Source organism: Pectobacterium hainanensis (genome assembly GCF_046237015.1).
In the GTDB taxonomy this organism is placed as follows: domain Bacteria; phylum Pseudomonadota; class Gammaproteobacteria; order Enterobacterales; family Enterobacteriaceae; genus JBJYIN01.
This window is the reverse complement of sequence record NZ_JBJYIN010000012.1, coordinates 117012-139473: the sequence shown is the minus strand read 5'-3', so window position 1 is coordinate 139473 and position 22462 is coordinate 117012. Positions and strand designations below refer to the sequence as shown.

The following is a 22462-nucleotide window of genomic DNA, read 5'->3' as shown; positions in this document are numbered from 1 at the left end:
TGGGATGGCTACCGATGAGGGGATACCGGCATTTCGTAATAAGCCCACTATCAGTAATAGTGGCTCTGTCTGTGCTTGTTCAGCCGTCGGCGTTTGCGGCCAAGGATATTGAATTTAATACCGATGTGCTTGATGTTAAGGATCGAGAGAAAATTGACTTAAGCGAGTTTGTTAAAGCGGGCTATCTTATGCCCGGTCAATATCAGATGGTCGTGCGAGTCAATAAGAATGAGTTGCCGGAACAAAGTATTGTGTTTCTTCCGCCTGAAGGGGATCCGAAAGGGAGTGTTCCCTGCCTGACGCCAGAACTGGTTAAACAGTTCGGTCTGACTGCTACGGCAATGCGTGACGTGACATGGTGGAACGACGGACAATGTCTGAATATTGACTCGATCAGTGGTATGGATACCTATGGCGACCTGGGAACCGGTTCGCTCTATGTGAACATACCTCAAGTCAGTCTGGAATATGTCGCTGATAACTGGGACCCGCCATCGCGTTGGGATCATGGTATTGCCGGGGTATTGCTGGATTATAACTTCAATGCGCAAAGTACTTTCCCTTCGAAAGGGAAAAACACCCAGACATTGAGTGGGAATGGCTCCTCGGGATTTAACCTGGGCCCCTGGCGTTTTCGTGCTGACTGGCAGGGGAATTACGATCACACCACCGGGGAAGCAAACAGTACTCGCAATGATTGGGATGTTAGCCGTTACTATATGTATAGGGCCATTGCCTCGTTGCGTGCCAAACTCACGCTTGGTGAAAGTTATCTGAATTCCAATATTTTTGATAGCTTTCGTTATCTGGGCGCGGGCCTGATTTCTGATGACAATATGCTTCCTCCCAACTTGCGCGGCTATGCGCCTGAAATTTCAGGTGTCGCGAGTACCAATGCCAAGGTAACAGTCAGACAGCAGGGACGGGTATTGTATGAAACGACGGTATCGGCGGGGCCGTTCCGAATTCAGGATTTGAACTCTGCAACGTCCGGTACGCTGGAAGTGACGGTGCAAGAGCAGGATGGCACGACGCGGACTTTTCAGGTGAGTACGGCGAATATACCGTATTTGACCCGACCTGGATTGGTTCGTTACAAAATGGCATTAGGGAAACCATCAGATTATAACCGTAATCATCAGGGGCCTGGTTTTGCCACCGGTGAATTCTCCTGGGGGATCAATAATGGTTGGTCTCTGTATGGCGGTTCTATTTTGGGGGGGGATGATTATAATGCGCTTTCTATTGGGGTCGGGCGTGATTTACTGGACTTTGGTGCCGTATCCGTCGATGCCACGCAGTCCAGAACGAATTTACCACAGCGCGGAAACGTCACGGGTGGGTCCTATCGTCTGAGTTATTCAAAACGTTTTGATGAATATAATAGTCAGGTGACCTTTGCCGGATATCGTTTTGCTGAAAGAAACTTTATGAGCATGTCTCAATATATTGATATGCGATACCGTGGTTTTGAACTGAATAATAATAAAGAGTTATACACCATCACGTTCAACAAACAATTTCCTGAGCAGCGGACGAGTGTTTATTTGAACTATAGTCATCAAACCTATTGGAACCATTCTTCGAACAATACTTATAACTTATCACTATCACGTTATTTTGATATCGGAAATATCAGTAATGCCAGTATGAATATTACCGGATATCGAAATGTATATAACAATATGCGGGACGATGGCGTATTTTTGAGTATGACTATCCCATGGGGTAACACTGGAAGTTTATCCTACGATGGGCAGTATAACCGAAATAATAATTCACATATGGTGGGTTATTACGATCGCGTTGATGACAATAATAGTTATAACGTGAAAGCAGGGTTGGGGCCAAATGGACGTTCTGCGGCCAGTGGGTACTATACCTATGAAGGTGATATGGCCCAAGTGATGGCCAATGTTGGTCACCAAAGTGGGGAATATACCTCGGTGGGGCTTGGGTTGCAGGGCGGTATAACGGCAACGGGACAGGGGGCCGCGCTACACCGCGCCAATGTGATGGGCGGGACGCGCATGATGGTGGATACCGATGGTGTTAGTGGTGTACCTGTCCGCGGCTATGGTGGTGTTAGTCACACGAATATGTTCGGTAAAGCCGTCATTAGTGATGTGAATAGCTATTATCGCAACAGCCTGACGGTTGATGTCAACGAATTAGCGGACAATGTCGATGCGACTCGCTCTGTGGTGCAGGGGACGCTCACGGAAGGTGCGGTAGGGTATCGTCGTTTTGGTGTGATAGCCGGTGAAAAAGCGATGGCCGTGATTAAGTTGAAAGACGGCAGCGCTCCACCATTTGGTGCGACGGTTGTCAACCAGAATCAATATCAGACGGGGATCGTCAATGATAATGGCAGTGTCTGGCTAACCGGTATCAATGCCGGAGAATCCATGAATGTGCGTTGGGGGGGCGTCGTACAATGTACGATTCGTCTTCCTAAACCATTGCCGCCGCTGACGAATAATTTATTGTTGCCGTGCCTCCCCTATTCGGCTAACTAGCATGTGATTAATCTTAATATCACTCAATGATAAGCTTTAATGACGGAGCAGAAATGAAAAGAATGAAACTTCTGACAGGCATGACTGTCCTGACTATCAGTATATTAACCCTATCTCAACAGGTTAATGCCGCTATTGCGCTTGATCGTACCCGTGTTATCTTCGATGGAGAAAATAAATCGATCAGTGTCAATATTACAAATCAGAATAGCGAACTGCCATATTTGGCTCAGGGGTGGATCGAAGATGTCGGTGGTAATAAGATTGAATCGCCGCTGGTTGTATTACCGCCATTGCAACGAGTAGAGCCTGATGCGAAAAGCTTAGTGAAAATTCAGGCTCTTCCAGCGATTAACTCATTGGCACAAGATAGAGAAACCGTATTCTATTTTAATTTACGGGAAATACCGCCAAAGAGTGACAAATCAAATACGCTGCAAATTGCATTGCAAACACGCGTAAAGCTATTTTATCGGCCAAAAGCTATTCAGGTTAGCCAAAACGATTATGCTAATCCATGGCAAAAAAAACTGACGCTGACAAAGGTAGGCGATCGGTATCGAGTGAATAACCCGACGCCTTATTATGTTACGTTGGCGGCAGTAAGGCCATCGGTGAATGCAAAGGATATTGATGGTTTCAATCCCATTATGATCGCGCCAAGGGGGGCGGAAACACTTGAGGTCAATGCCGCTGCATTGGGCAATAGTCCGGTCATCAGCTACATCAATGATTTTGGTGGGCGTCCAAAGTTAATTTTTACCTGTAATGGTGCAAATTGTACGGTGAAAGAGAATCAGCCTGGCTAATAACAAGAGATAAATAGCCCACGTTCTCGCCTTTATCGTAAAGAATAAATGTATTGCTATGGTAGCAACGGGGTTGCCCTATGGCTAAAGGAGGCATACAGCATGTTTTCTCATGGTATTAAAAATTTTTCTAACCCAGTCATTATTGCTTCAGCATTATTATTCATTTTTTGCTTTGATGCCTCGGCATATACATGCCGTAATAAGCAAACCGGGCAAACGTTAAGTGGTGGTAACTCATCGGTTTCCATTCCATTAAGCCGCACGATTAATACAGGCGAGCAGGTCTTGATTGATATTGGGAAATACTATGAGTGTAGAAATGATAGCCCCGCGACCTATAGCGACTATATGTTTACGCAAGCTAATTCATCGACAACGGTTTTATCTTCAGCATTTGAAACCGGCGCTTATATTAAAGGGGGCCGCTATAGCTTTCCACTACCTGAAGTGAACGTTTTTACGTTACCGAAAGGGGGAAGCAACGCGTATACAAGTATTCCTCTGACCATTTTTTATGAAATGAAAGATAACCCAGGTCAATTGGTAAAAATAGCCAAGGGGCAGACCATTGCTACATTAAGACTACATAAATATGCGACGACGACCGGTGGCCCTCAGGATAGACAGTCTTTTACCTGGAATATTATTGCTGATAACGATTCGATTTTTACATCGGGGAGTTGCGAGATCAATGGTGGCAGGAATATTGATGTTGACTTCGGGCAAGTCGCTAAGAGGGAATTAAGTTCCTCCGGAGAATCTAGCAATAACCGACGTCGGGTAGAGGTTCCCTACAAATGTAAAAATCCGGTGAGCATGCCGATCAGTATCACGCTTTCTGCGGATACGGCAGGATTTTCAGCAAATTCAATAAGAACGTCAAATGCTAATCTTGGGGTTCAAATGTATCATGGGAATAGTTTAGTGTCTCCCGGTCAGTCTGTTCATCTTGAATTACAAAATGGTATCGGGAATAGCTTATTTGATTTTGTGTTGGTCAAAAATAGCAGTGGTACGGTGAGTTCAGGGCCATTTACCGGCAATGCCGTTTTGGTCATGAGTGCGGATTAAACGTTTTCTCAAGAAAATAAAACCCGCCCAATAGAAATAGAGTGGGCGGGGAACGGTCACGCGGTCGTGTTGATGTTGCGTCCGATTGCCGGGTTAGCTGGCAGTTGTGGCAATGCCTGAAGCAGGTTAGCGGCGACGGAAGCCTGATTATCCAGGGCTTTTTTCAGTACAAGCGTGCTGGCTTCATTGCGGGTTTGCATGTCACTGAGGCTGGTTGCCAGTGATGCAATCTGTGATACATCCATTAATACGCTCCTCATCGTAGATGGTATAACGGTTGGCATATTGCTACCCATCATACTTCAGGTTGCAGGTGTGCTGATACTTTTAATGTCTCGACCACCATGCTGTCGATGGTGAGTTTGGATCAGTGATATTAGTATCGGCCTCAATGAAATAAACGTTACGCTTCTCTGTTGATATTCGGTCATCACGATGGAAAATCAGAGTAGAACGAGGTTTTAACCTGATTTTGCCGACTTCGTCGTTATTTAGCGCATTGAATTTTCAGTTATCTTCCTTGTGAACCTGGATCAAGATGCCAATGTCTGAAAGATATTGGCAAGTTTTTTGACGGCGACTTCCATTTCCTGCGGCGAATAGGCTGCAAATCCCATGAGAAAACCTGCTTCGGGATTGGCTGTTACATGCAACGCTGTCAACCCCAGCAAATCAATATCAGCACGGCGAGCGGACTCAATCACTAGGTGTTCCGGTATATCCCGAATAAGCACACATGGCATCTGCATTCCACCGACGGGCACCCTAGGTTCGACAAAATCAGAGAGGTATTTTCGTACCAGTTTTGCCAGTACGTCACGACGTCCTACATAAACCCTTCGCATGGTCCGGACATAAGCGCCAAAGTGTCCTCCTTCAATGAAACGTGCCAGCGTTAACTGAGGGATAGGTGCAGAGTGACCATCTAGCAGCGTGCGTATTGCCGACATAGGAGGGACAAGCTGTGGCGGTAGCACCATATAGCCAATGCGGAGACCGGGAAACATTGATTTTGTGAAGGTGCCGATATAAATCGTTCTGTTATAGGTATCCAGACCCTGAACACAAGCGGTTGGGCGTCCTGCATAGTGAAATTCGCTATCATAGTCGTCTTCAATGATCCAGGCTTGCTGCTGATAAGCCCATTCTATGATTGCCAGACGGCGTTCCAAGGTCAGCGTCACCCCAGTCGGAAATTGGTGTGAAGGCGTGAGAAAAACGGCTCTGGCTGGTTGTGTATTATCCCGTAGCTTATCGACCTGTATTCCTTGAGCATCTAGTGGGATAGGAACGCATTCCAACCCTGCTGCTTCAAATGCTTTTTTTGCGCCATAGTACACGGGATCTTCAATAAAGATCCGTTCACCGACATCGAATAACGCAGTGGAACATAAGGCTAGCGCCTGCTGCGAGCTGGTCAATATGAGTATGCGCTCAGGCGTAGCGCAGGCCCCTCGTTCTAAATTAACGTAATCCGCAATGGCACACCGCAAAGAGGCTATTCCTTGTGGATCGCAATGTGTCAGCATTTGAGTGCCATATTCTTTTAGAACCTGCCGTTCCAGGCGTTCCCAGGTCGCGAGAGGAAATGTTCGGGTTTCTGGTACGCCAGGGGAGAATGGGCGTGGCACCAATGTTTCACGTATGCCCCCTTTTCTATGCATGGCGGCACCGCGTTTGCTGAGCTGCAATGGTGCTTTTTGCTGTGTGATATGCCGGTTGTTGCGGCGTACTGATGAAATTTTTGCTTGTTCTGATACAAAACTGCCGCTGCCTACGCGTCGTTGAATAAAGCCTTCTGCGTGGAGTTGATTGTATGCGGCCTCCACGGTATCTCGCGACACACCGAGTGATTTTGCCAGCGATCGGGAGGCTGGCAATGGTTTACCTACGGTTAGAGCACCATGAAGGATCAGGTGCTTTATTGCGCGTTGGATGCGGGCATGGAGTGGTAGAGCATGATGGGTTGGGTCACCTATCCAAGCCTTGACGGATTCGAGTTGAGCATGCTTGAACAATGGGCATGTACCAGATGGAAAAATAGTACAGAAGAGCATACCACTTAATATTGAAAGTGGTACGCATCGCGCTGGGGCTGGACAATGCTCGTATTTAATGATGTGAAGGCGGACGTAAATTGGATGGTACTATGTGTAAAAAGTGGCAGGGATAAACAGGCCATTTAGGGTTAAAAATAATGCACTGTCATCAGGTTAAGAGCTGATCGTGTTGGCGTAAGTAAAAGAAACGTGCCCGTCATGCTTAACCTACCTACTGTTACAGGAGTATTGATATGTATGATAAATTACGCCACCTTCATGAATTTGATCCTGAATTGGCTACCGCAATTCAAAATGAAGAATGTCGCCAGGAAGATCATATAGAGTTAATCGCATCGGAAAATTATGCCAGTCGTTTAGTTATGGCGGTTCAGGATTCCGTCTTCACGAATAAGTATGCCGAAGGGTATCCGGGTAAACGTTACTACAGCGGTTGTGAACATGTTGACGTCGCTGAGTTTTTGGCGATTGAGCGAGCAAAATTGTTGTTTGACTGCGATTATGCCAATGTTCAGCCTCATTCCGGTGCACAGGCTAACGCCGCCATTTTTCTGGCGCTTGCCAACCCAGGTGATACGGTAATGGGGATGAATTTGGCTCAAGGTGGTCATTTAACCCACGGCAACCCTGCTAATTTTTCGGGACGGCACTACAACATTGTTCCATATGGTCTCGATCCTGAAACTGGGATGATTGATTATGAAAAAATGGAGCAAATCGCGTTAGAAACGAAGCCAAAAATCTTGATAGGCGGATTTTCTGCCTATTCACGCTATAAAGATTGGGCCCGTATGCGTTCCATTGCCGATAAAGTGGGTGCGATCTTGTGGGTTGATATGGCTCATGTTGCGGGTTTGGTTGCAGCAGGAGAATATCCGAACCCACTCCCGCATGCGCATGTCGTCACCAGCACCACCCATAAAACGCTACGCGGTCCCCGTGGCGGGCTGATTCTGGCGAAAGGCCAAAGTGAGGCATTTTACAAAAAGCTCAATTCAGCGGTATTCCCGGGTATTCAGGGGGGACCATTGATGCATGTGATTGCGGCAAAAGCGGTAGCTTTTAAGGAAGCGCTACATCCGTCATTCAAGCATTATCAAAAACAGGTTGTTGTTAATGCGAGGGCGATGGCTGCCGTCATCCAGCAACGTGGTTATCCGATCGTTTCCGGTGGTACCGATAACCACCTGATGCTTATCGATCTCTCGACAAAACCTTACACGGGTAAAGATGCGGATCATGCTTTAAGTCAGGTTTATATCACGACGAATAAAAACACCGTGCCTAACGATCCTCGTTCTCCTTTCGTGACCTCTGGTCTACGTATTGGGACGCCAGCCGTCACGTCTCGTGGTTTCAAGGTTGCTGAGTGTGAAGAGTTGGCGGGTTGGTTATGTGACATCTTGGATGCTCTTGAGTCTGGACAGTTTGAAACCGTGGCGGCATCAATTCGGGAAAACGTGGTTTCTCTGTGCCGACGCTTTCCTGTCTATTTACAGTGAGTTAATGAATTTAGCCACCTCTATAGGGAGGTGGTTTTTGACGTTATTCGCTGTATCAGGTCAGATTGTCTGACCGCCCGATACCTCAATACGCTGCGCGGTGACCCAACGATTATCATCATGCAAGAGGCTGGCAACCATCGGGCCAATGTCATCGGGGATGCCAACACGCCCCAGCGCTGTCATGGCGGCGAATTGTGCATTGACATCTGCATTGTCACGTACCAAACCACCACCAAAGTCGGTTTCGATCGCGCCGGGGGCAACGGTGTTTACGGTGATACCACGTGGGCCCAGTTCGCGTGCCATGTAGACACTCAGCATTTCCACCGCGGCTTTTGCCGCCGAATAGGCCGAAAAACCAGGATAGGAGACGCGGGTCAGACCGGACGAGAAATTGATGATGCGGCCGCCGTCAGCCATCAACGGCAGAAGTGTCTGGACCAGGAAAAACACGCCTTTGACATGAACATTAAATAGTCCGTCAAACTGCGTTTCGGTTGTATCTGCCAACAGGGCAAATTCTCCGTGACCGGCGTTGTTGATCAGATGATCGAATGTGTTGCGTCCCCAGACTTCTGACAGTTGAATGCGCAGAGCTTTTGCAAATGTCGGAAAGCTTGCCGTCTGTGCCACGTCAAGCGGAAGCGCGACAGCTTTACGTCCAAAGGTGCGGATTTCCGTCACCACCTCTTCAGCCTGTTCTGCGTTTCCCCTGTAGGTGACGATGACATCGTTACCGCGATTAGCAATGGCGAGGGCGGTGTTACGGCCCAGTCCACGATTGGCACCAGTGATGATGGCGATTTTACTCATAGCATGTCCTTTCTGTGTTGTGGTGGTTTTACGATAGGCTGATTCTGTTCACTCGTATTGCCTAATCCTGGTTATGTTTTGCCTGTTTCTCTTTCTCTTGCCCATTTTTTCGCGGATTAGGGCATAATCTGTGTACAAAATTTGCCTGAAAGGATCCTATGCGCGACACTTTGCTCGATCTTTGCCGACGTTATGCTGATGCTAATGTTGATCACAATGGGGTGGCTGTTACTCCGGTTTCAGGGATGACTGTTGTGCGTGCTCTGCATCCCGGAGAATTGCAGGCAGCCGTCTCTAAACCGCTGATCGCTATTCTTCTGCAAGGGCGAAAACGTGTCATCACGCGTCTTGATCGTTTCGAGTATGGCCCGGGAGAGGCTATGCTGATCGCCGCCGATGTCCCGACGGTTAGTCAGATAACTCAAGCCAGTATCAGCGCCCCTTATTACTCTCTGGTACTGGAACTTGATATTGCCATCTTGCAGGAGCTACAAAGTTCTCTGCCAGCAGAGCAACGATTCACTTCCAGCGTACGTATTGAACCGATTGATGAAGATGTGGCGGATGCTGCTTATCGGTTGGCGCGATTGTTTGGGCAGCATGAGGCGCTGATGGCCTTGGGGGCAGGATTACTGCGAGAGCTGCATTATTGGTTACTTAAGAGTGTACATGGACAAGCTATCCGCGCTCTTGGCGCAGTTGACAGCCATGCTGCTCGGATCAGCCGTGCGGTCGCTATCCTGCGTAAAGATTTCATGAGGACGATAAGAGTCGAGGAGCTTGCCGAGGCGGCGGGTATGAGTGTGTCGGTGTTCCACCAGCGTTTCCGGGCAATCACTACGCTTTCCCCTCTACAGTTTCAGAAACAACTCCGTTTAATTAATGCCAGACAACTGATGTTTGCTGATGGGGTCGGCATCGCACAGGCGGCTTATGCCGTCGGCTACGTCAGTATCTCGCAGTTTACTCGTGAATATGCTCGTATGTTTAATGTTCCCCCCGGGCGTGATGTCCGTATAACAAAAATGACCCGTTGATATGAATAGAAAAAGACAGTGTTACGGTGTTGATCGAGGAAAATAAAACAACGTTTAATCGTTAAATTATATCAATATCACCGATGCGACGAATAATAACTTACCAATAGAATGGCTGATTAACTGTGGGGGAGTAGGGCTAGCATCTTATTCATTTAAATTGATACATAGCCCTACCATACCAGCATGATATATTTTTAACGTACGATATGTTTGATGACGTATTCCTTTTGGAACGCTCTTTTTATTCGCTAGCTGATAATAAAGACAAAAGAATACCCTAAGGCACCTTTAGGTCTTATTTATAACACGTGCGGGTTCTTTTGGTTATTCTTCAGGTAAAGGTTTATCTTTCGTTTCTGGTAAGAATGGTAATACCGCAATCCCGATAAGCAGGACGAAGCTAACCATGATTCCACCCATCCGGAATGCCTCAATATTCCCCCCTAGATTCCTTGTGACTATGCCGATGGTAAAGGGCGCCGTCGCAGCTAAAAGCCTGCCGAAATTATAGCAGAAACTGGTTCCGGTGCTGCGAAGACTTGTTGGGAAAAGCTCGGGCAAATAAATAGCATAAACGCCAAAGACTGAATATTGACCAAATCCCATTAATGGCAACATCCAATATATTTGATTAATATCTCTTAAATAATTAAAGACCATCACTGTTGTTAAAAATGACAACAATAATGATATCGCAAATGCGATGCGGCGTCCTTTGACTTGGGCAATTTTTGCGAGTGTGAGCATGCCAAAGAACCCACCCACGTTCTGCAATAATAGACCAAGAGAACCCCAATAAGATTTTTCATTTGCAATGGCTTCTGGTGTTAAACCAGATGATGCCAAGTGGATATCAATAATGGAACGAACGATTTTAGGGTGAAAGTTTCCGATCCCCCAGAGACCAATAATACCCGCCGAACAAAGGATCAAGCCTAACCATGCATGCTTTTTCCAGACGGGGTGAGAAAGTAAATTTTTATAGGATCCAAATTTAATGCCCTTAAGCTCACCTTCAGCACGTGCTTTTACCCATTTTTCGGGTTCTTTCATTTTCAGAAAGAAGGGAATTAGGCAAAGTGCAGGAAACGCACCCACCAGGAACATGGCTTGCCAAGCCTGAAGATTGAAAGGAATGGAATGATAGATAGCAAGAAAGCCAATACCCATTCCAATGAATCCAGCAGAAATGTTACCTAGAGAAGATAACGATTGTAACATTCCCAGCGCTGGCGCTCTTGTTCTGTCCGGCACAGAGTCTGAGACCAGAGAAACGGCTAACCCAAATACTCCGCCGACCCCCAACCCGGTGATAAAACGATAAAAACAGAAATCAATAAATCCTGTTGAGAATGCACTAAATCCGGTACAAACCGCATACATCATTACGGCAATCATCAACATACGGACTCGACCGTAACGATCGCCTAACGAGCCTAAAATTAACCCCCCGATAGCCCAGCCAACGAGGAAAACTGACGTTGTATAAGGCGCATATTCGGTCGCTAATGCAGGGCCAACAAGATGTTCCATTGCTCCGTCGCGAGCTAAATTAAATAATTGTTGATCAAGGCAATCGATCAACCAGGCGAGCGATGCAACGGTAAAGGCAAGCCAATGATAACGATTAAATACGCGCCACCAAGGTAATGAATGACTATCTGAATGGATAGTGGCCGTTTGTTCTTTATTGTTCATTAATATTCCCCTTTGCGAAAGGATGGATATCAGGGATAACCATAAGACCGGTGTTGGCAGACTGATAAATACCCTGAACGATAGCGACAGTATTTCTGGATTCGACTGCATTAATGGAAAGCGGTTTGTTTAATAAAATCGCCTCAATCATTTCTTTTATTTGTTGTGTATGACCTGCTATGCCTATCTGGTCTGGCGCCGATGCACCAGATTTTGATTCCTCTTTATTCATTTGATGGATTTCAATATCTTCTGGAAAGGAGGTTTTAAAATCCCAGCGGACGATACGGTCATCCTCAATGATTACTGAACCTAATTCACCGCATATTTCAATACGGCGTTCCCATCCTGGATAAGCGGCGGTTGTTGCTTCAAGAATACCCAGTGAACCATTTTCAAAAAGGAAACTGGCGCAAGCGGTATCTTCTGTTTCGATGTGTGTGTGTACCGCTTTTGTTTTGAAAGCAAAAAGCTGTTTGGGTATGCCAGCAAACCAGTGTAATAAATCTATTGCATGAATCGCCTGATTCATAACGGCTCCGCCGCCATCTAGCTTTTGTGTTCCTTTCCAACCGCGATAATATTGATTATCCCGATGCCATTTGACGTAAGCACTGCATAAACAAAGCCTGCCGAAACGTCCTTGATCCAATGCATTCTTTACTGCACGAGCTCCGTTACCGAAGCGCGCCTGGAAAATAGCAGAAATAATCACGCCAGCCTTATTTGCTGCTTCAAGCATTGCATCAATTCGCTCTATAGTAATTTCTAATGGTTTTTCGACAATAATATGCTTACCTGCTGCGATGGCGTCTAAAGCCGGCTCAAGATGCGCGCCACTCGGTGTAACAATACATACAACATCTAAATCTGGTTGTTTTAAAAGATCGCTAAGTTGGCTCGTATAGAATGAGATATCATTTTTTTGAGCAAAATTTTTGGCTTCTTCTTCATTCAATCCACAAACACCAATGATACGGGCTGGATGTGTTTTCGATGCCTCCTGAATCGCTTTCGCATGATATCCTGCAATCATACCTACGCCGACCAAACCGAACCCGATTGGTCTTTTATTTAACATATTCATTTTACTTCTCCACATTGACGTATCTGATTGCGACTTGTTGTGCTTTTAAGGCTAGTTCGCAAACTTTAAAACAATACTTCTGGCTCATTGCCGTCTCAGTACGATTAAAAATATCCGATGCCAGGTCTGTGTAATAAGGTAAATCAGCCTTTGAACAATCGAAGTAAAAACTCCCTTTGTTATTAACCATGAATAGATGTTCTTTCCCTGGGCGACCACTGATATCAATATATTTTCGAATCTCGATATAACCATCCGTCCCCATTATTGTTAAACGTCCATCTCCCCAGGTATCCAATCCGTCTGGGGTAAACCAGTCTACCCTGATATATCCTCCCAGTTTTCCATGGCGAAGAACGATTTCGCCAAAATCTTGTAATCCAGGATATTGAGGATGATTTAAGTTATCGAAACGAGCGCTAACAATTTCAGCGTCATTAGCACCGGTGAAATGTAAAAACTGCTCTATTTGATGCGATGCAATATCGACAAGAATGCCACCATAGGCTTCAGGTCTAAAAAACCACTCCGGACGTGTAGCGATATTTAATCGATGCGGACCGACTCCGAGTGTGTGAAGTACCTCACCAATTTCTCCCTTTTTAATGAGATCTGTAGCGGTCGAAACCGCTCGCACTTCAAAATGCTCAGTAAAATTTACAGAATAAATTCTTTGTGTTTCTTGCTGAGTTTTCATTACCCTATCTAATTGTTCAAAACTAATTACGCCGGGCTTATCTACCATAACATCTTTATTATGACGCATCGCTTCAATGGCAATGTCTGCACGGTCACAGGGAATAGCGGCACTGATGATTAATTGGATTGATTCATCTTCCAATAATTGCCGTTTATCCAATGTACGTGGAATTTGAGGGAACCGCTTAGTAAATCCCTCCTCTGTGACGGCGGGGCCACATTGGTAATAGCCAGCACATTCTGCGCCGATATCAAGCAAGCTCTGAACCTGATCAAAAATGTGACGATGATCAATCCCGATTACGCCGAAGCGTAGTTGCGGATAGCTATTCATTATCATTCTCCTGTATAATCTAATGATGTTTATCATTCTGTTTAATACTGTCTCTGACAGAAGATAAAAGCAGAATGTTTAATCAGTTTTTTTGGTTTATTCTCTGCCGGATTATTTAACCTATGAAAAGCAAACAAAATATAACTATCAAAGATATTGCAAAACATGCTGGTGTTTCTGTTTCTACGGTTTCCCTTGTATTACGTAATAGTCCGCTTGTTGCAGACAAAACGCGTTTAAAAGTCCGTCAGATTATGACCGATCTGGATTATGTCTATGATCGAAGTGCGTCCTCATTACGCTCTCAACGCAGTGGCGTGATTGCACTTTCAATTAATGAATTATCTAACCCTTACTTTGCAAGACTCGCTTCGTCGGTAGAGCAGGCATTCCACCATCGAGATATGACGATATTCATGTCTGATGTTCGTGAAGATACGATACGCCAAACTCAATTTATTGAGAAAATTCGAGAACACAAAATTGATGGTTTGATCCTTTGTCCTGTACATAATACGGACCCAGTCCAACTCAAAAAGCAACTTGATAGAGCAAAACTGCCTTGTATTTTGATTTCGCGAAATTTGAATGAAAGCGGGCTTGATTATGTTGGTTATGATCATAAAAAAGGCATTTATTTGGCGACAAAACATTTGCTTGAATGTGGGCACAAACGTATATCGTTTATTGGCAGTTGCAAAACGACGTGGGTTGGCAATCAACGCCTTCAAGGTTATAAACAAGCAATCGATGAATTTAATGGAACATTTAACCAGGATTATATTATTGAGGGCGAACTTACGCGTCATGCCGGAATAGACATGATCAAACATGCTTTGGCGTTGACTCCACCGCCAACGGCCGCCGTATGCGCTAACGACCTGGTTGCATTCGGTGTCATGCTGGGCCTTCGCCGCATGGGGATCGAGCCAGGTAAAAACTTTGCGGTGACTGGAAATGATGATATCCCCGAGGCTGCGTTGTGGCTTCCCGATCTCACCTCTGTCGCTGCTGATTTTGATAAAATGGGGGAAATTGCCGCTGATATGTTGCTTCAGCGTCTGCAAGATCCTGATTATCCACAGCAATGTGTCAATGTTCCTATTCATCTCAATATCCGCGCGTCTTCAAGATAACTATGTGCAATGCCACAAAAGTTGAACTAAGCATTAAGAGGTAATGAAGCCATAGTAATGGATAAAAACGATCTGAAATGTAAGAGCACTCACAAATTTAGAACGTTCTAAATTTTGTGTCGCAATTCTAAAATGACGTGTAAATCTCTTCGAAAACAACCTCAATTATTTTTAAAGCTATTCTAATCTATTGATTGTAATGATTTAAATAGAATTTCTTGTACCAAGATTCTCTGCTGGCATTTCTGCTCTGAGGCGTGAATGCTTCAGCGAGGAAATTTTGTTTTTGGATGGAGAGACGGCAGGATAGTGCTATCGAAAATGATGGATTCTTCCTGAAAACTCAGATTGGTTTTTCTCTATCAGAAAAAATGATTTTCCGGGAATGAATTGTTGGAAATGTAGAGAAAATGGAGTTTCTTTTCGGGTAAGCTCTATACATACGTTGGCATGAAGCGCGTTAATCAGCCTAATGACTCAGGATGCATTGCTATGGTAGATACGACCATTCCGCGGTTACCGCATGATCCACATATGTGCCGTAGTTACGATAAACAAACAAGAAGCCCACTTGCTCTGTATTCTGAGTCTCAGAAGATGGATATCGAACTGCGAGCGCCTCTGGCTATGACATACAGCCACTGGCACGGGCAGATAGAAGTTAATATCCCTTTTGATGGTGATGTGGAATACCTGATCAACGACGAAGTGATTCGAATCAATCAGGGACACATCGCGCTGTTTTGGGCATGCACCCCTCATCAGCTTACCAATCCTGGTTGTTGCAAGCAGATGGCTATATTTAATCTTCCCATGCACCTCTTTTTGTCATGGCCGTTGGATCGTGAACTGATTAATCACGTAACCCATGGGATGGTTATAAAGTCACTGGCGGTGCAGAAGATTAGTATTATTGAGATTCAGCGCTGGCAGCATGAACTGGAAAGCGATAATACACATATCCGCCAGTTGGCGATTGATGAGATCGCATTGATGCTAAAACGCTTTAGTCTTTCAGGCTGGCATCCGGTTTCCGTACATAAAACCCCCCAGCCTCATAAAAACGGGACATCGCGGCATGCTCAGTTTTATGTAAGCCAGATGCTGGAATTTATCGCAACAAACAGTGATAAACCGATGACGGTAAATACCATCGCAGAACATGTTAAATTAAACCCTAATTATGCGATGGGTATTTTCCAGAAAGCTATGCAACTTACAATAAAACAGTATATTACTACGTTGCGTATTAACCATGTCCGGGCTCTTCTTAGTGATACTGACAAGACTATTCTTGATATCGCTATGCTTGCTGGGTTTAATTCCAGTAGTCGTTTCTACTGTATCTTTAAAAATCATGTCGGTATGCCGCCAAAGCAATACAGGAAATTGAGTCAGGAACGGCGGCTTCATTTGCCTTAATATGGGTGTATGTAAATTAAAAATAAATAAGAGTGTGTAATGTATTTGCTGTAAAAATAATATGTTTAATGAGTGAAATACTATTGCTATTACTATAGATACACTCTAAATACTTCGAGTCGCATTAAGATAGCACGGCAGGAGAGGGGAAAACTCGTTCGGGACGAATCTTTTCGGCCAATGCGCAAGCAATTTGACGTATGACGAGTATATCATCATTCATTGAAATGAATCCTGTCTGTCATGCATGTAATTAATTGGGAATGGATATGAATTCAAAAGATTGTTACCCTATAAAAAAACGGCGTCCTTCATTTTTCTGGTCGCTGTTTCCTATGGTCATTATGCTTGGTGCTATTAGTATTGGATACTTTGTTTTCAATATTCGTGCTGAACCAATGATTCTGATGGGAACCGCGGCAGCTTCGTTTGTTGGAATTGCATATGGTTATACCTGGAATGATATCTTAAAATCTATTTGTAATAAAATATCAGAAGCATTACCTGTTATTTTAATTGTTGCAAGTATTGGCTTTTTAATCGGGTCATGGATGGTGTCAGGTACGATACCAATGATGATTTACTATGGTCTTGAAGTCATTAATCCGCAATATTTCTATATTTCCGCATTCTTTTTAGGGGCCTTGATTTCCGTCTGTACGGGGACGTCGTGGGGATCGATTGGCACGATCGGCATTGCGATGATCGGTGTGGCTATTGGACTTAATGTGTCGTTACCTCTCGCGGCCGGGGCCATTGTTTCGGGATGCTGGTTTGGTGATAAGTTATCTCCGGTATCAGACTCTACGAATATGGCAGCACTGGCAGCTGGCGTGAATTTATACTCACATATTGGTCATCTGCTTTGGACAACCGTACCGGGGTTTATTTTATGTTGTATTGTTTATTCATACATGGGGTTAAATATTGATTCTTCAGGTAGTACGCCTGACTCCATTACTGTTCTAATGACATCAATTGCGGAAATATATCATTTTAATATCCTTCTCATTTTGCCTCCGCTGATTGTTCTTTACGGGTCGCTCACGAAAAAACCACCTGTGCCAATGCTCTTTCTGTCTACTCTGGTCTCGATGATTTTGGCTCTCGTGTTTCAGACTTTTTCGTCATCCTCCGTTGGAGAGGCTGTTGTTAGCGGGTTTAAGTTAACCATGGCTGATGGCGTTGATGTGTCTGCGCTTTCTTCAGAGTTACCCCGTCTGTTGGAGCGTGGTGGCGCAATCTCTATGTTTAGCAGCTTTGTCACTGTTTTTAGTGCATTTAGCTTCGCTGGTGCAATGAGTGCAACGGGGTCACTCCATACTGTGATTCAGGCTCTGACAAAAGGGGTTAAATCAACATTCAGATTAGTATTAACTACTATTTTGACTGCAATGACTATCTGTGCTTGTACCGCGAATGGTACTTTACCACTGCTATTGTGTGGCGATGCATTTAAGGAAGAATACAAAAGAAGAGGGTTGGCGACAAAAAACCTGTCACGAACAACTGAAGATGCGGGTACCGTTGTTGAACCGATAATCCCCTGGTCCGCTTCTGGTGTTTATTGTGCGACGATGTTGGGTGTCGCGACGCTGGATTACCTTCCATGGGCTATATTATGTTACAGCGGCGTTATTTTTGCATTATTATGGGCTGCAACCGGAATTGGTATTTCCCGCTATGAAGCTAATGACGATCCTGAGCATGTGATAGAGCATTAATTTATATTATTTCTTATTCAAATGTATTTGTTGTAAATGGAGTCGTAATGCTTTTATTTGATGACGTTGTGGTTCGTGATCCGATTTGTCGTAAGTACGGGCAGATGAAGCAAATGTTCGGGACAGAGGAGATATTACCGCTATGGATTGCTGATATGGATTTTAAAACGCCAGCGCCTATTATTGATAGCTTGATTTCTGTCTCTTCACAATTAATACAGGGCTACAATATGGATTATCCTGGCTGGAGGGAATCGGTTGTCGGCTGGTATAAGATGCGGTTCGGGACAGAGGTTAATGAGGAGTGGTTACACTTTATCCCTGGAGTAATAAAATCCGTGGTTTTATCTGTGATGGCACTGAGCAAACCGAATGATAATATTTTAACCTGCACACCGATATATGATCCTTATAAGAATTTGATTCCTGGCAGCGGCAGGAATTTAATTCAATCTCAGCTCATCGAGAAAAATGGAACCTATGAATTTGACTGGAATGACTTCAGGAATAAGCTAAAAATGTCCAGTGTTTTTCTATTCGTTTCACCACATAATCCCGGAGGTGTGGTGTGGGATCAGGAGACGCTCTCTAAGGTGAAACATTATTGTCATGAAGAGGGCGTTATTATTGTGTCAGATGAAGTTCATTGTGATCTGACTTTACCAGGAAAATGTCATATCCCCTTTTTCGCCATCGATGATATTGTGGATAGTGAGGCTATTGTATTAACTTCGATCGGTAAGGCATTCAATGCTCCTGGTGTCCAGGGAGGCATAATGATTATCAAGAATAAGAGATTACGAGAAAAACTTTATGGTTTCCTTGATAATTGCTACCTTGCTGAAACGAATTATTTACAGCAAGCGGCTATCTATTCAGCTTATACGCAGTGCGATAGTTGGTATCAACAACTACTAGTTTATTTATCCGCTAATGTCGAATATGTCAAAAATGAGATAAAACAAAACTGTCCCAAAATCTCAGTAATCTATGGTGGTGCCTCCTATTTGCTTTTCTTGAATGCCAAATCGATGGGATTGAGTGATGAAGCTCTGGCGTCTTTTTTCATCAATGATGTAAAGCTAGGGCTTTCTCCAGGGATACAGTATGGTGCCGGGGGAGAAGGGCATATGCGGATAAATATCGGATGCCCCCGTTCTATATTGGTTGAGGCAATGGAAAGGCTTAAAGTAGCTTATTTAAAATTTTATCACTAATGGATATTTACAAATGGCGCTAATTCACAGAGGCCAATAAAATGTGTAATTCTAGTAAATATAGATGGTTAGTGGCGTGAAGCTCAGTTCAGAGAGACCGTCGGGCAAGCGCTAAATGCCAGCTTTTTCCCCTTTCCGCCGAAGCGGTCTAAAGATGCCAGAGCTTGAAACCGTTAGGTTTAATTAGCAGGTACAGACCCTGCGCGTCGCTGAGTTTGTAAGGTTTATCGAGCGGCTTGGCGTTGCGGATGGCGGTATCAGTCAGAGGCATTGCGGGGGCTCCGTAGTTTATCGAACCGACAGGCCCCCAAAAACTACGGATGTCAAAAAATCTGGTAGTACCTTGAGGTACTCCAGATTTTCATCAACTCACTGATTTTTCTATGTTCCCGGACGTATAGGAACGTCCCAAAACAAAAATATGGTGCCCGGACTCGGGATCGAACCAAGGACACGAGGATTTTCAATCCTCTGCTCTACCGACTGAGCTATCCGGGCAACGGGCTGCATTTAACCGTATTGGCCGTATGCCGTCAACGGGTTTCTGTCACAAACCAGAGAGCTTGCTTTATTTTCAGGCAAAATGCCATTTTGTTGATCTTTTTTTCCATCGGAATGGTTAGTTTTTACGAGCATTATGGGATTACGATTAGGGGGGAGTAGCTCTGTTGTAAAAGGTCATTTCCCACTAATTGAATTTGATAAAAAAGAATGCCAATATTGCGCGGTTTTAACTCACGGTTTATTTTGGTTCTTCATTCACCTGTGGCTAAAGAGGGCTGCTGATATGTCGGATTCACTGTTCATGGTGCAAGGTTTTTGTACCAGACTGCCGATGATGTCATGGTGCGTTGCTCGTTTTAGCTGTTCTGGTTGTACATTTTTTCGTCTATCTTCCTTCCTTTTCACCATGCGGTGAGGCGTTCGTTCGCTCACTGTTAGGCATGAGTAAAAATAGAGTGCGACTCTGCTTTTACTGATGTCTATCGGATGGTGCTGGCTCCAGTTTTTCCATTCTTGGCCTACAGTTTACCTGTAGGGATCATACGCTTGTCGTTATTGATTGACATTGTGATGGACCGGGATAGTTATCCCTGAACGGTGTCTTTCAGACACGTACTCTTACCCTTAACCGTTTGGGTTTGGTTACATGAAACAGTTAAAGATTGCGGCGAATGCAGCGGTTGCCACCCGTTTAATCACAACGCGCGAGATTGTCGCGTTGAGTCAGACTGACTTCACCGATGTGGCAGTCGTTGTGGTATCTATTGAAGAAGCGCGTAGCGGTATTTTATCAATATTGCAGCATACGGGCTTCACTATTCCGGCGTTTGTTGTCAGGAATGATGATTCAAATTCATTGTCTGAAGAGTTGCCGACAGAGAGTGAGTGGTTACTATTAGATGAAAACGGCGAACATGCTGAGGCGTTGGAACGTGCAGCACAAGGCTATCAGGACACGCTGCTCCCCCCGTTTTTTGATACCCTGACCAAATATGTTGAGATGGAAAATACGACCTTTGCTTGTCCGGGGCACCAAGGCGGCCGGTTTTTCCGTAAGCATCCGGCTGGTCGGCAATTTTTGGATTTCTACGGTGAGAATATTTTTCGTTCGGATATCTGTAATGCTGATGTGAAGCTAGGTGATTTATTAATCCATGAAGGCGCGGCAAAAAAGGCACAGAAGTTTGCGGCTCGTGTTTTTAACGCCGATAAAACCTATTTCGTGTTGAACGGCACGTCCTCTGCAAATAAGGTGGTGACGAACGCGTTATTGGCGAAGGGTGACCTCGTATTATTTGACCGCAACAACCATAAATCCAATCATCATGGCGCATTAATTCAGGCTGGTGCGACACCCATTTATCTTGAAACCGCGCGTAATCCTTTTGGTTTTATTGGTGGGGTTGATGCGCACTGTTTTGATGAGGCGTATCTACGTCATTTGGTGCGTGAAGTCGCACCAGAAAGGGCCGATGAAGCACGTCCTTTTCGTCTGGCGGTGATCCAGCTTGGCACTTACGATGGCACAATCTATAACGCTCGCCAGGTGGTGGATAGTATTGGGCATCTGTGTGATTACATCCTGTTTGACTCTGCGTGGGTGGGATACGAACAGTTTATCCCAATGATGGAGCAGTGTTCGCCGCTGCTGCTGGAGTTAAACGAGAACGATCCCGGCATCTTTGTGACTCAGTCTGTGCATAAGCAGCAGGCGGGTTTCTCACAAACGTCTCAGATACATAAAAAAGATACGCACATCAAAGGACAAAAGCGTTTTTGCAATCATAAGCGATTCAACAATGCATTTATGCTGCATGCTTCCACCAGTCCGTTTTATCCCCTGTTTGCCGCATTGGATGTGAATGCCAAGATGCATGAGGGCAATGGTGGACGTCGCCTGTGGCTGGATTGTGTCAAACTCGGTATTGATACGCGTAAACAACTTTTATCGCGTTGTACACTATTTAAACCATTTATTCCGACTAGGGTGGCAGGGCAGCCTTGGCAGGCTCATGATACGGATGTCATTGCACATGATGTTCGTTTTTTTAACTTCGAGCCGGGTGAGAAATGGCATGCATTTGATGGGTATGCTCAGGATCAGTATTTTATCGATCCCTGTAAATTGTTGCTTACCACGCCCGGTATTGATGCGATTAGTGGCGATTACACCGAATTTGGTATTCCGGCGACGATCCTTGCCAACTATCTGCGTGAGCACGGTATCATCCCTGAAAAATGCGACATGAACTCGATTCTGTTCCTGCTAACGCCAGCGGAAGATGGCGCAAAAATGCAGGAACTGGTGAATGCGCTGGTTCATTTTGAAACGCTGATCGCTCGTGATGCACCGCTGAGTGAAGTTCTGCCCAGCCTGTATCAGAAATACAAAGAGCGCTACCGCGGCTACCGATTGCGTCAACTGTGTCAGGAAATGCATGATTTTTATGCCCGACACCACGTGAAAGATCTGCAAAAAGCGATGTTCCGCAAAACCGAGTTTCCATTTGTGGCGATGTTGCCGCAGGATGCTAACAGAGAGTTTGTGCGTGGGAATATCGAACTGGTGCCGATTGCTGAAGCAGAAGGGCGCATTGCGGCAGAGGGGGCATTGCCGTATCCGCCGGGTGTGCTGTGCGTGGTACCGGGTGAACACTGGGGCGGAGCGGTACAGCGCTATTTTCTGGCTCTGGAAGCTGGGATTAACCTGCTTCCAGGATTCTCGCCTGAGTTACAGGGCGTTTATAGCCAAACTGAAGAAGATGGCAGCAAACGGCTTTACGGCTATGTGATCGCTCAATAAAAAACACACAGGCCCAGT

Annotated in this window: 16 protein-coding genes, 1 tRNA gene and 1 pseudogene; 10 read left to right on the top strand and 8 right to left on the bottom strand. The window is 45.1% G+C overall.

Going from position 1 to position 22462, the window contains the following annotated elements:
* Positions 1 to 14 precede the first annotated feature (14 nt).
* The 3 genes from ACKPVM_RS13705 (at position 15) to ACKPVM_RS13695 (ending at position 4402) form a co-directional block, all read left to right on the top strand.
* A complete protein-coding gene (locus tag ACKPVM_RS13705; RefSeq protein ID WP_409309772.1) occupies positions 15 to 2519 on the top strand; it encodes an outer membrane usher protein in 2505 nt (834 codons plus the stop codon).
* A 62-nt stretch (positions 2520 to 2581) separates the two neighbouring features.
* Complete coding sequence (locus tag ACKPVM_RS13700; RefSeq protein WP_409309798.1) at positions 2582 to 3328, top strand: fimbria/pilus periplasmic chaperone; 747 nt, start codon at positions 2582 to 2584, stop codon at positions 3326 to 3328.
* Positions 3329 to 3430: 102 nt separating this feature from the next.
* Positions 3431 to 4402: a fimbrial protein gene (locus ACKPVM_RS13695; protein ID WP_409309770.1), complete on the top strand. Its 972-nt coding sequence runs from the start codon at positions 3431 to 3433 to the stop codon at positions 4400 to 4402.
* A 56-nt stretch (positions 4403 to 4458) separates the two neighbouring features.
* Here the strand turns inward: ACKPVM_RS13695 and ACKPVM_RS13690 are convergent, their stop codons facing one another.
* Together ACKPVM_RS13690 and pdxR are read right to left on the bottom strand one after the other, a co-directional pair.
* Positions 4459 to 4647, bottom strand: coding sequence for a YjfB family protein (locus ACKPVM_RS13690; RefSeq protein WP_409309769.1), 189 nt, complete (start codon positions 4645 to 4647; stop codon positions 4459 to 4461).
* A gap of 288 nt (positions 4648 to 4935) precedes the next feature.
* Positions 4936 to 6420 (bottom strand): MocR-like pyridoxine biosynthesis transcription factor PdxR, encoded by a 1485-nt coding sequence (gene pdxR, locus ACKPVM_RS13685; protein ID WP_409309768.1) that lies wholly within the window; start codon positions 6418 to 6420, stop codon positions 4936 to 4938.
* Between the two features lie 275 nt (positions 6421 to 6695).
* Here pdxR and glyA point away from each other — a divergent pair, with 275 nt between their 5' ends.
* On the top strand, positions 6696 to 7964 hold the full coding sequence (glyA, locus tag ACKPVM_RS13680) for a serine hydroxymethyltransferase (protein ID WP_409309766.1): 1269 nt from the start codon (positions 6696 to 6698) through the stop codon (positions 7962 to 7964).
* A 60-nt stretch (positions 7965 to 8024) separates the two neighbouring features.
* On the opposite strand, the gene ACKPVM_RS13675 is transcribed toward glyA, so the two are convergent.
* Positions 8025 to 8780 carry an SDR family NAD(P)-dependent oxidoreductase gene (locus tag ACKPVM_RS13675; RefSeq protein WP_409309764.1) on the bottom strand — a complete coding sequence of 252 codons (756 nt, stop codon included), beginning with the start codon at positions 8778 to 8780 and terminating at the stop codon, positions 8025 to 8027.
* A 158-nt stretch (positions 8781 to 8938) separates the two neighbouring features.
* On the opposite strand from ACKPVM_RS13675, the gene ACKPVM_RS13670 reads away from it, so the two are divergent.
* Positions 8939 to 9817: an AraC family transcriptional regulator gene (locus ACKPVM_RS13670; RefSeq protein ID WP_409309762.1), complete on the top strand. Its 879-nt coding sequence runs from the start codon at positions 8939 to 8941 to the stop codon at positions 9815 to 9817.
* 327 nt (positions 9818 to 10144) lie between these two features.
* Here ACKPVM_RS13670 and ACKPVM_RS13665 read toward each other — a convergent pair whose 3' ends face one another.
* Genes ACKPVM_RS13665 through ACKPVM_RS13655 form a run of 3 tightly spaced genes read right to left on the bottom strand, consistent with a single transcriptional unit; the run spans position 10145 to position 13638 of the window.
* The gene (locus ACKPVM_RS13665) at positions 10145 to 11518 is read right to left on the bottom strand and encodes an MFS transporter (protein WP_409309760.1); all 1374 of its coding nucleotides are present in this window, start codon (positions 11516 to 11518) and stop codon (positions 10145 to 10147) included.
* Positions 11508 to 12605: a Gfo/Idh/MocA family protein gene (locus ACKPVM_RS13660; RefSeq protein ID WP_409309758.1), complete on the bottom strand. Its 1098-nt coding sequence runs from the start codon at positions 12603 to 12605 to the stop codon at positions 11508 to 11510. The genes ACKPVM_RS13665 and ACKPVM_RS13660 overlap by 11 nt, the downstream gene beginning before the upstream one ends.
* Position 12606: 1 nt before the next feature.
* Positions 12607 to 13638, bottom strand: coding sequence for a Gfo/Idh/MocA family protein (locus tag ACKPVM_RS13655; RefSeq protein ID WP_409309757.1), 1032 nt, complete (start codon positions 13636 to 13638; stop codon positions 12607 to 12609).
* 122 nt (positions 13639 to 13760) lie between these two features.
* Between ACKPVM_RS13655 and ACKPVM_RS13650 the strand changes: the two genes are divergently transcribed.
* The 4 genes from ACKPVM_RS13650 to ACKPVM_RS13635 all read left to right on the top strand — a co-directional run bounded on the left by ACKPVM_RS13650 (position 13761) and on the right by ACKPVM_RS13635 (position 19137).
* The gene (locus ACKPVM_RS13650) at positions 13761 to 14774 is read left to right on the top strand and encodes a LacI family DNA-binding transcriptional regulator (protein WP_409309755.1); all 1014 of its coding nucleotides are present in this window, start codon (positions 13761 to 13763) and stop codon (positions 14772 to 14774) included.
* 492 nt (positions 14775 to 15266) lie between these two features.
* Entirely contained in the window at positions 15267 to 16196 is a 930-nt protein-coding gene (melR, locus tag ACKPVM_RS13645; RefSeq protein ID WP_409309753.1) for a transcriptional regulator MelR, read from the top strand.
* A 269-nt stretch (positions 16197 to 16465) separates the two neighbouring features.
* Positions 16466 to 17920: a Na+/H+ antiporter NhaC gene (gene nhaC / locus ACKPVM_RS13640; protein ID WP_409309751.1), complete on the top strand. Its 1455-nt coding sequence runs from the start codon at positions 16466 to 16468 to the stop codon at positions 17918 to 17920.
* A gap of 47 nt (positions 17921 to 17967) precedes the next feature.
* The gene (locus ACKPVM_RS13635; RefSeq protein ID WP_409309749.1) at positions 17968 to 19137 is read left to right on the top strand and encodes a MalY/PatB family protein; all 1170 of its coding nucleotides are present in this window, start codon (positions 17968 to 17970) and stop codon (positions 19135 to 19137) included.
* Positions 19138 to 19226: 89 nt separating this feature from the next.
* Here ACKPVM_RS13635 and ACKPVM_RS13630 read toward each other — a convergent pair.
* Together ACKPVM_RS13630 and ACKPVM_RS13625 are read right to left on the bottom strand one after the other, a co-directional pair.
* Positions 19227 to 19408: pseudogene (locus ACKPVM_RS13630) on the bottom strand (Arm DNA-binding domain-containing protein); the annotation flags it as partial.
* Positions 19409 to 19559: 151 nt separating this feature from the next.
* Positions 19560 to 19635: transfer RNA gene (locus ACKPVM_RS13625), tRNA-Phe, on the bottom strand.
* Between the two features lie 652 nt (positions 19636 to 20287).
* Between ACKPVM_RS13625 and ACKPVM_RS13620 the strand changes: the two genes are divergently transcribed.
* Complete coding sequence (locus ACKPVM_RS13620; RefSeq protein ID WP_409309748.1) at positions 20288 to 22444, top strand: ornithine decarboxylase; 2157 nt, start codon at positions 20288 to 20290, stop codon at positions 22442 to 22444.
* Positions 22445 to 22462: the final 18 nt, after the last annotated feature.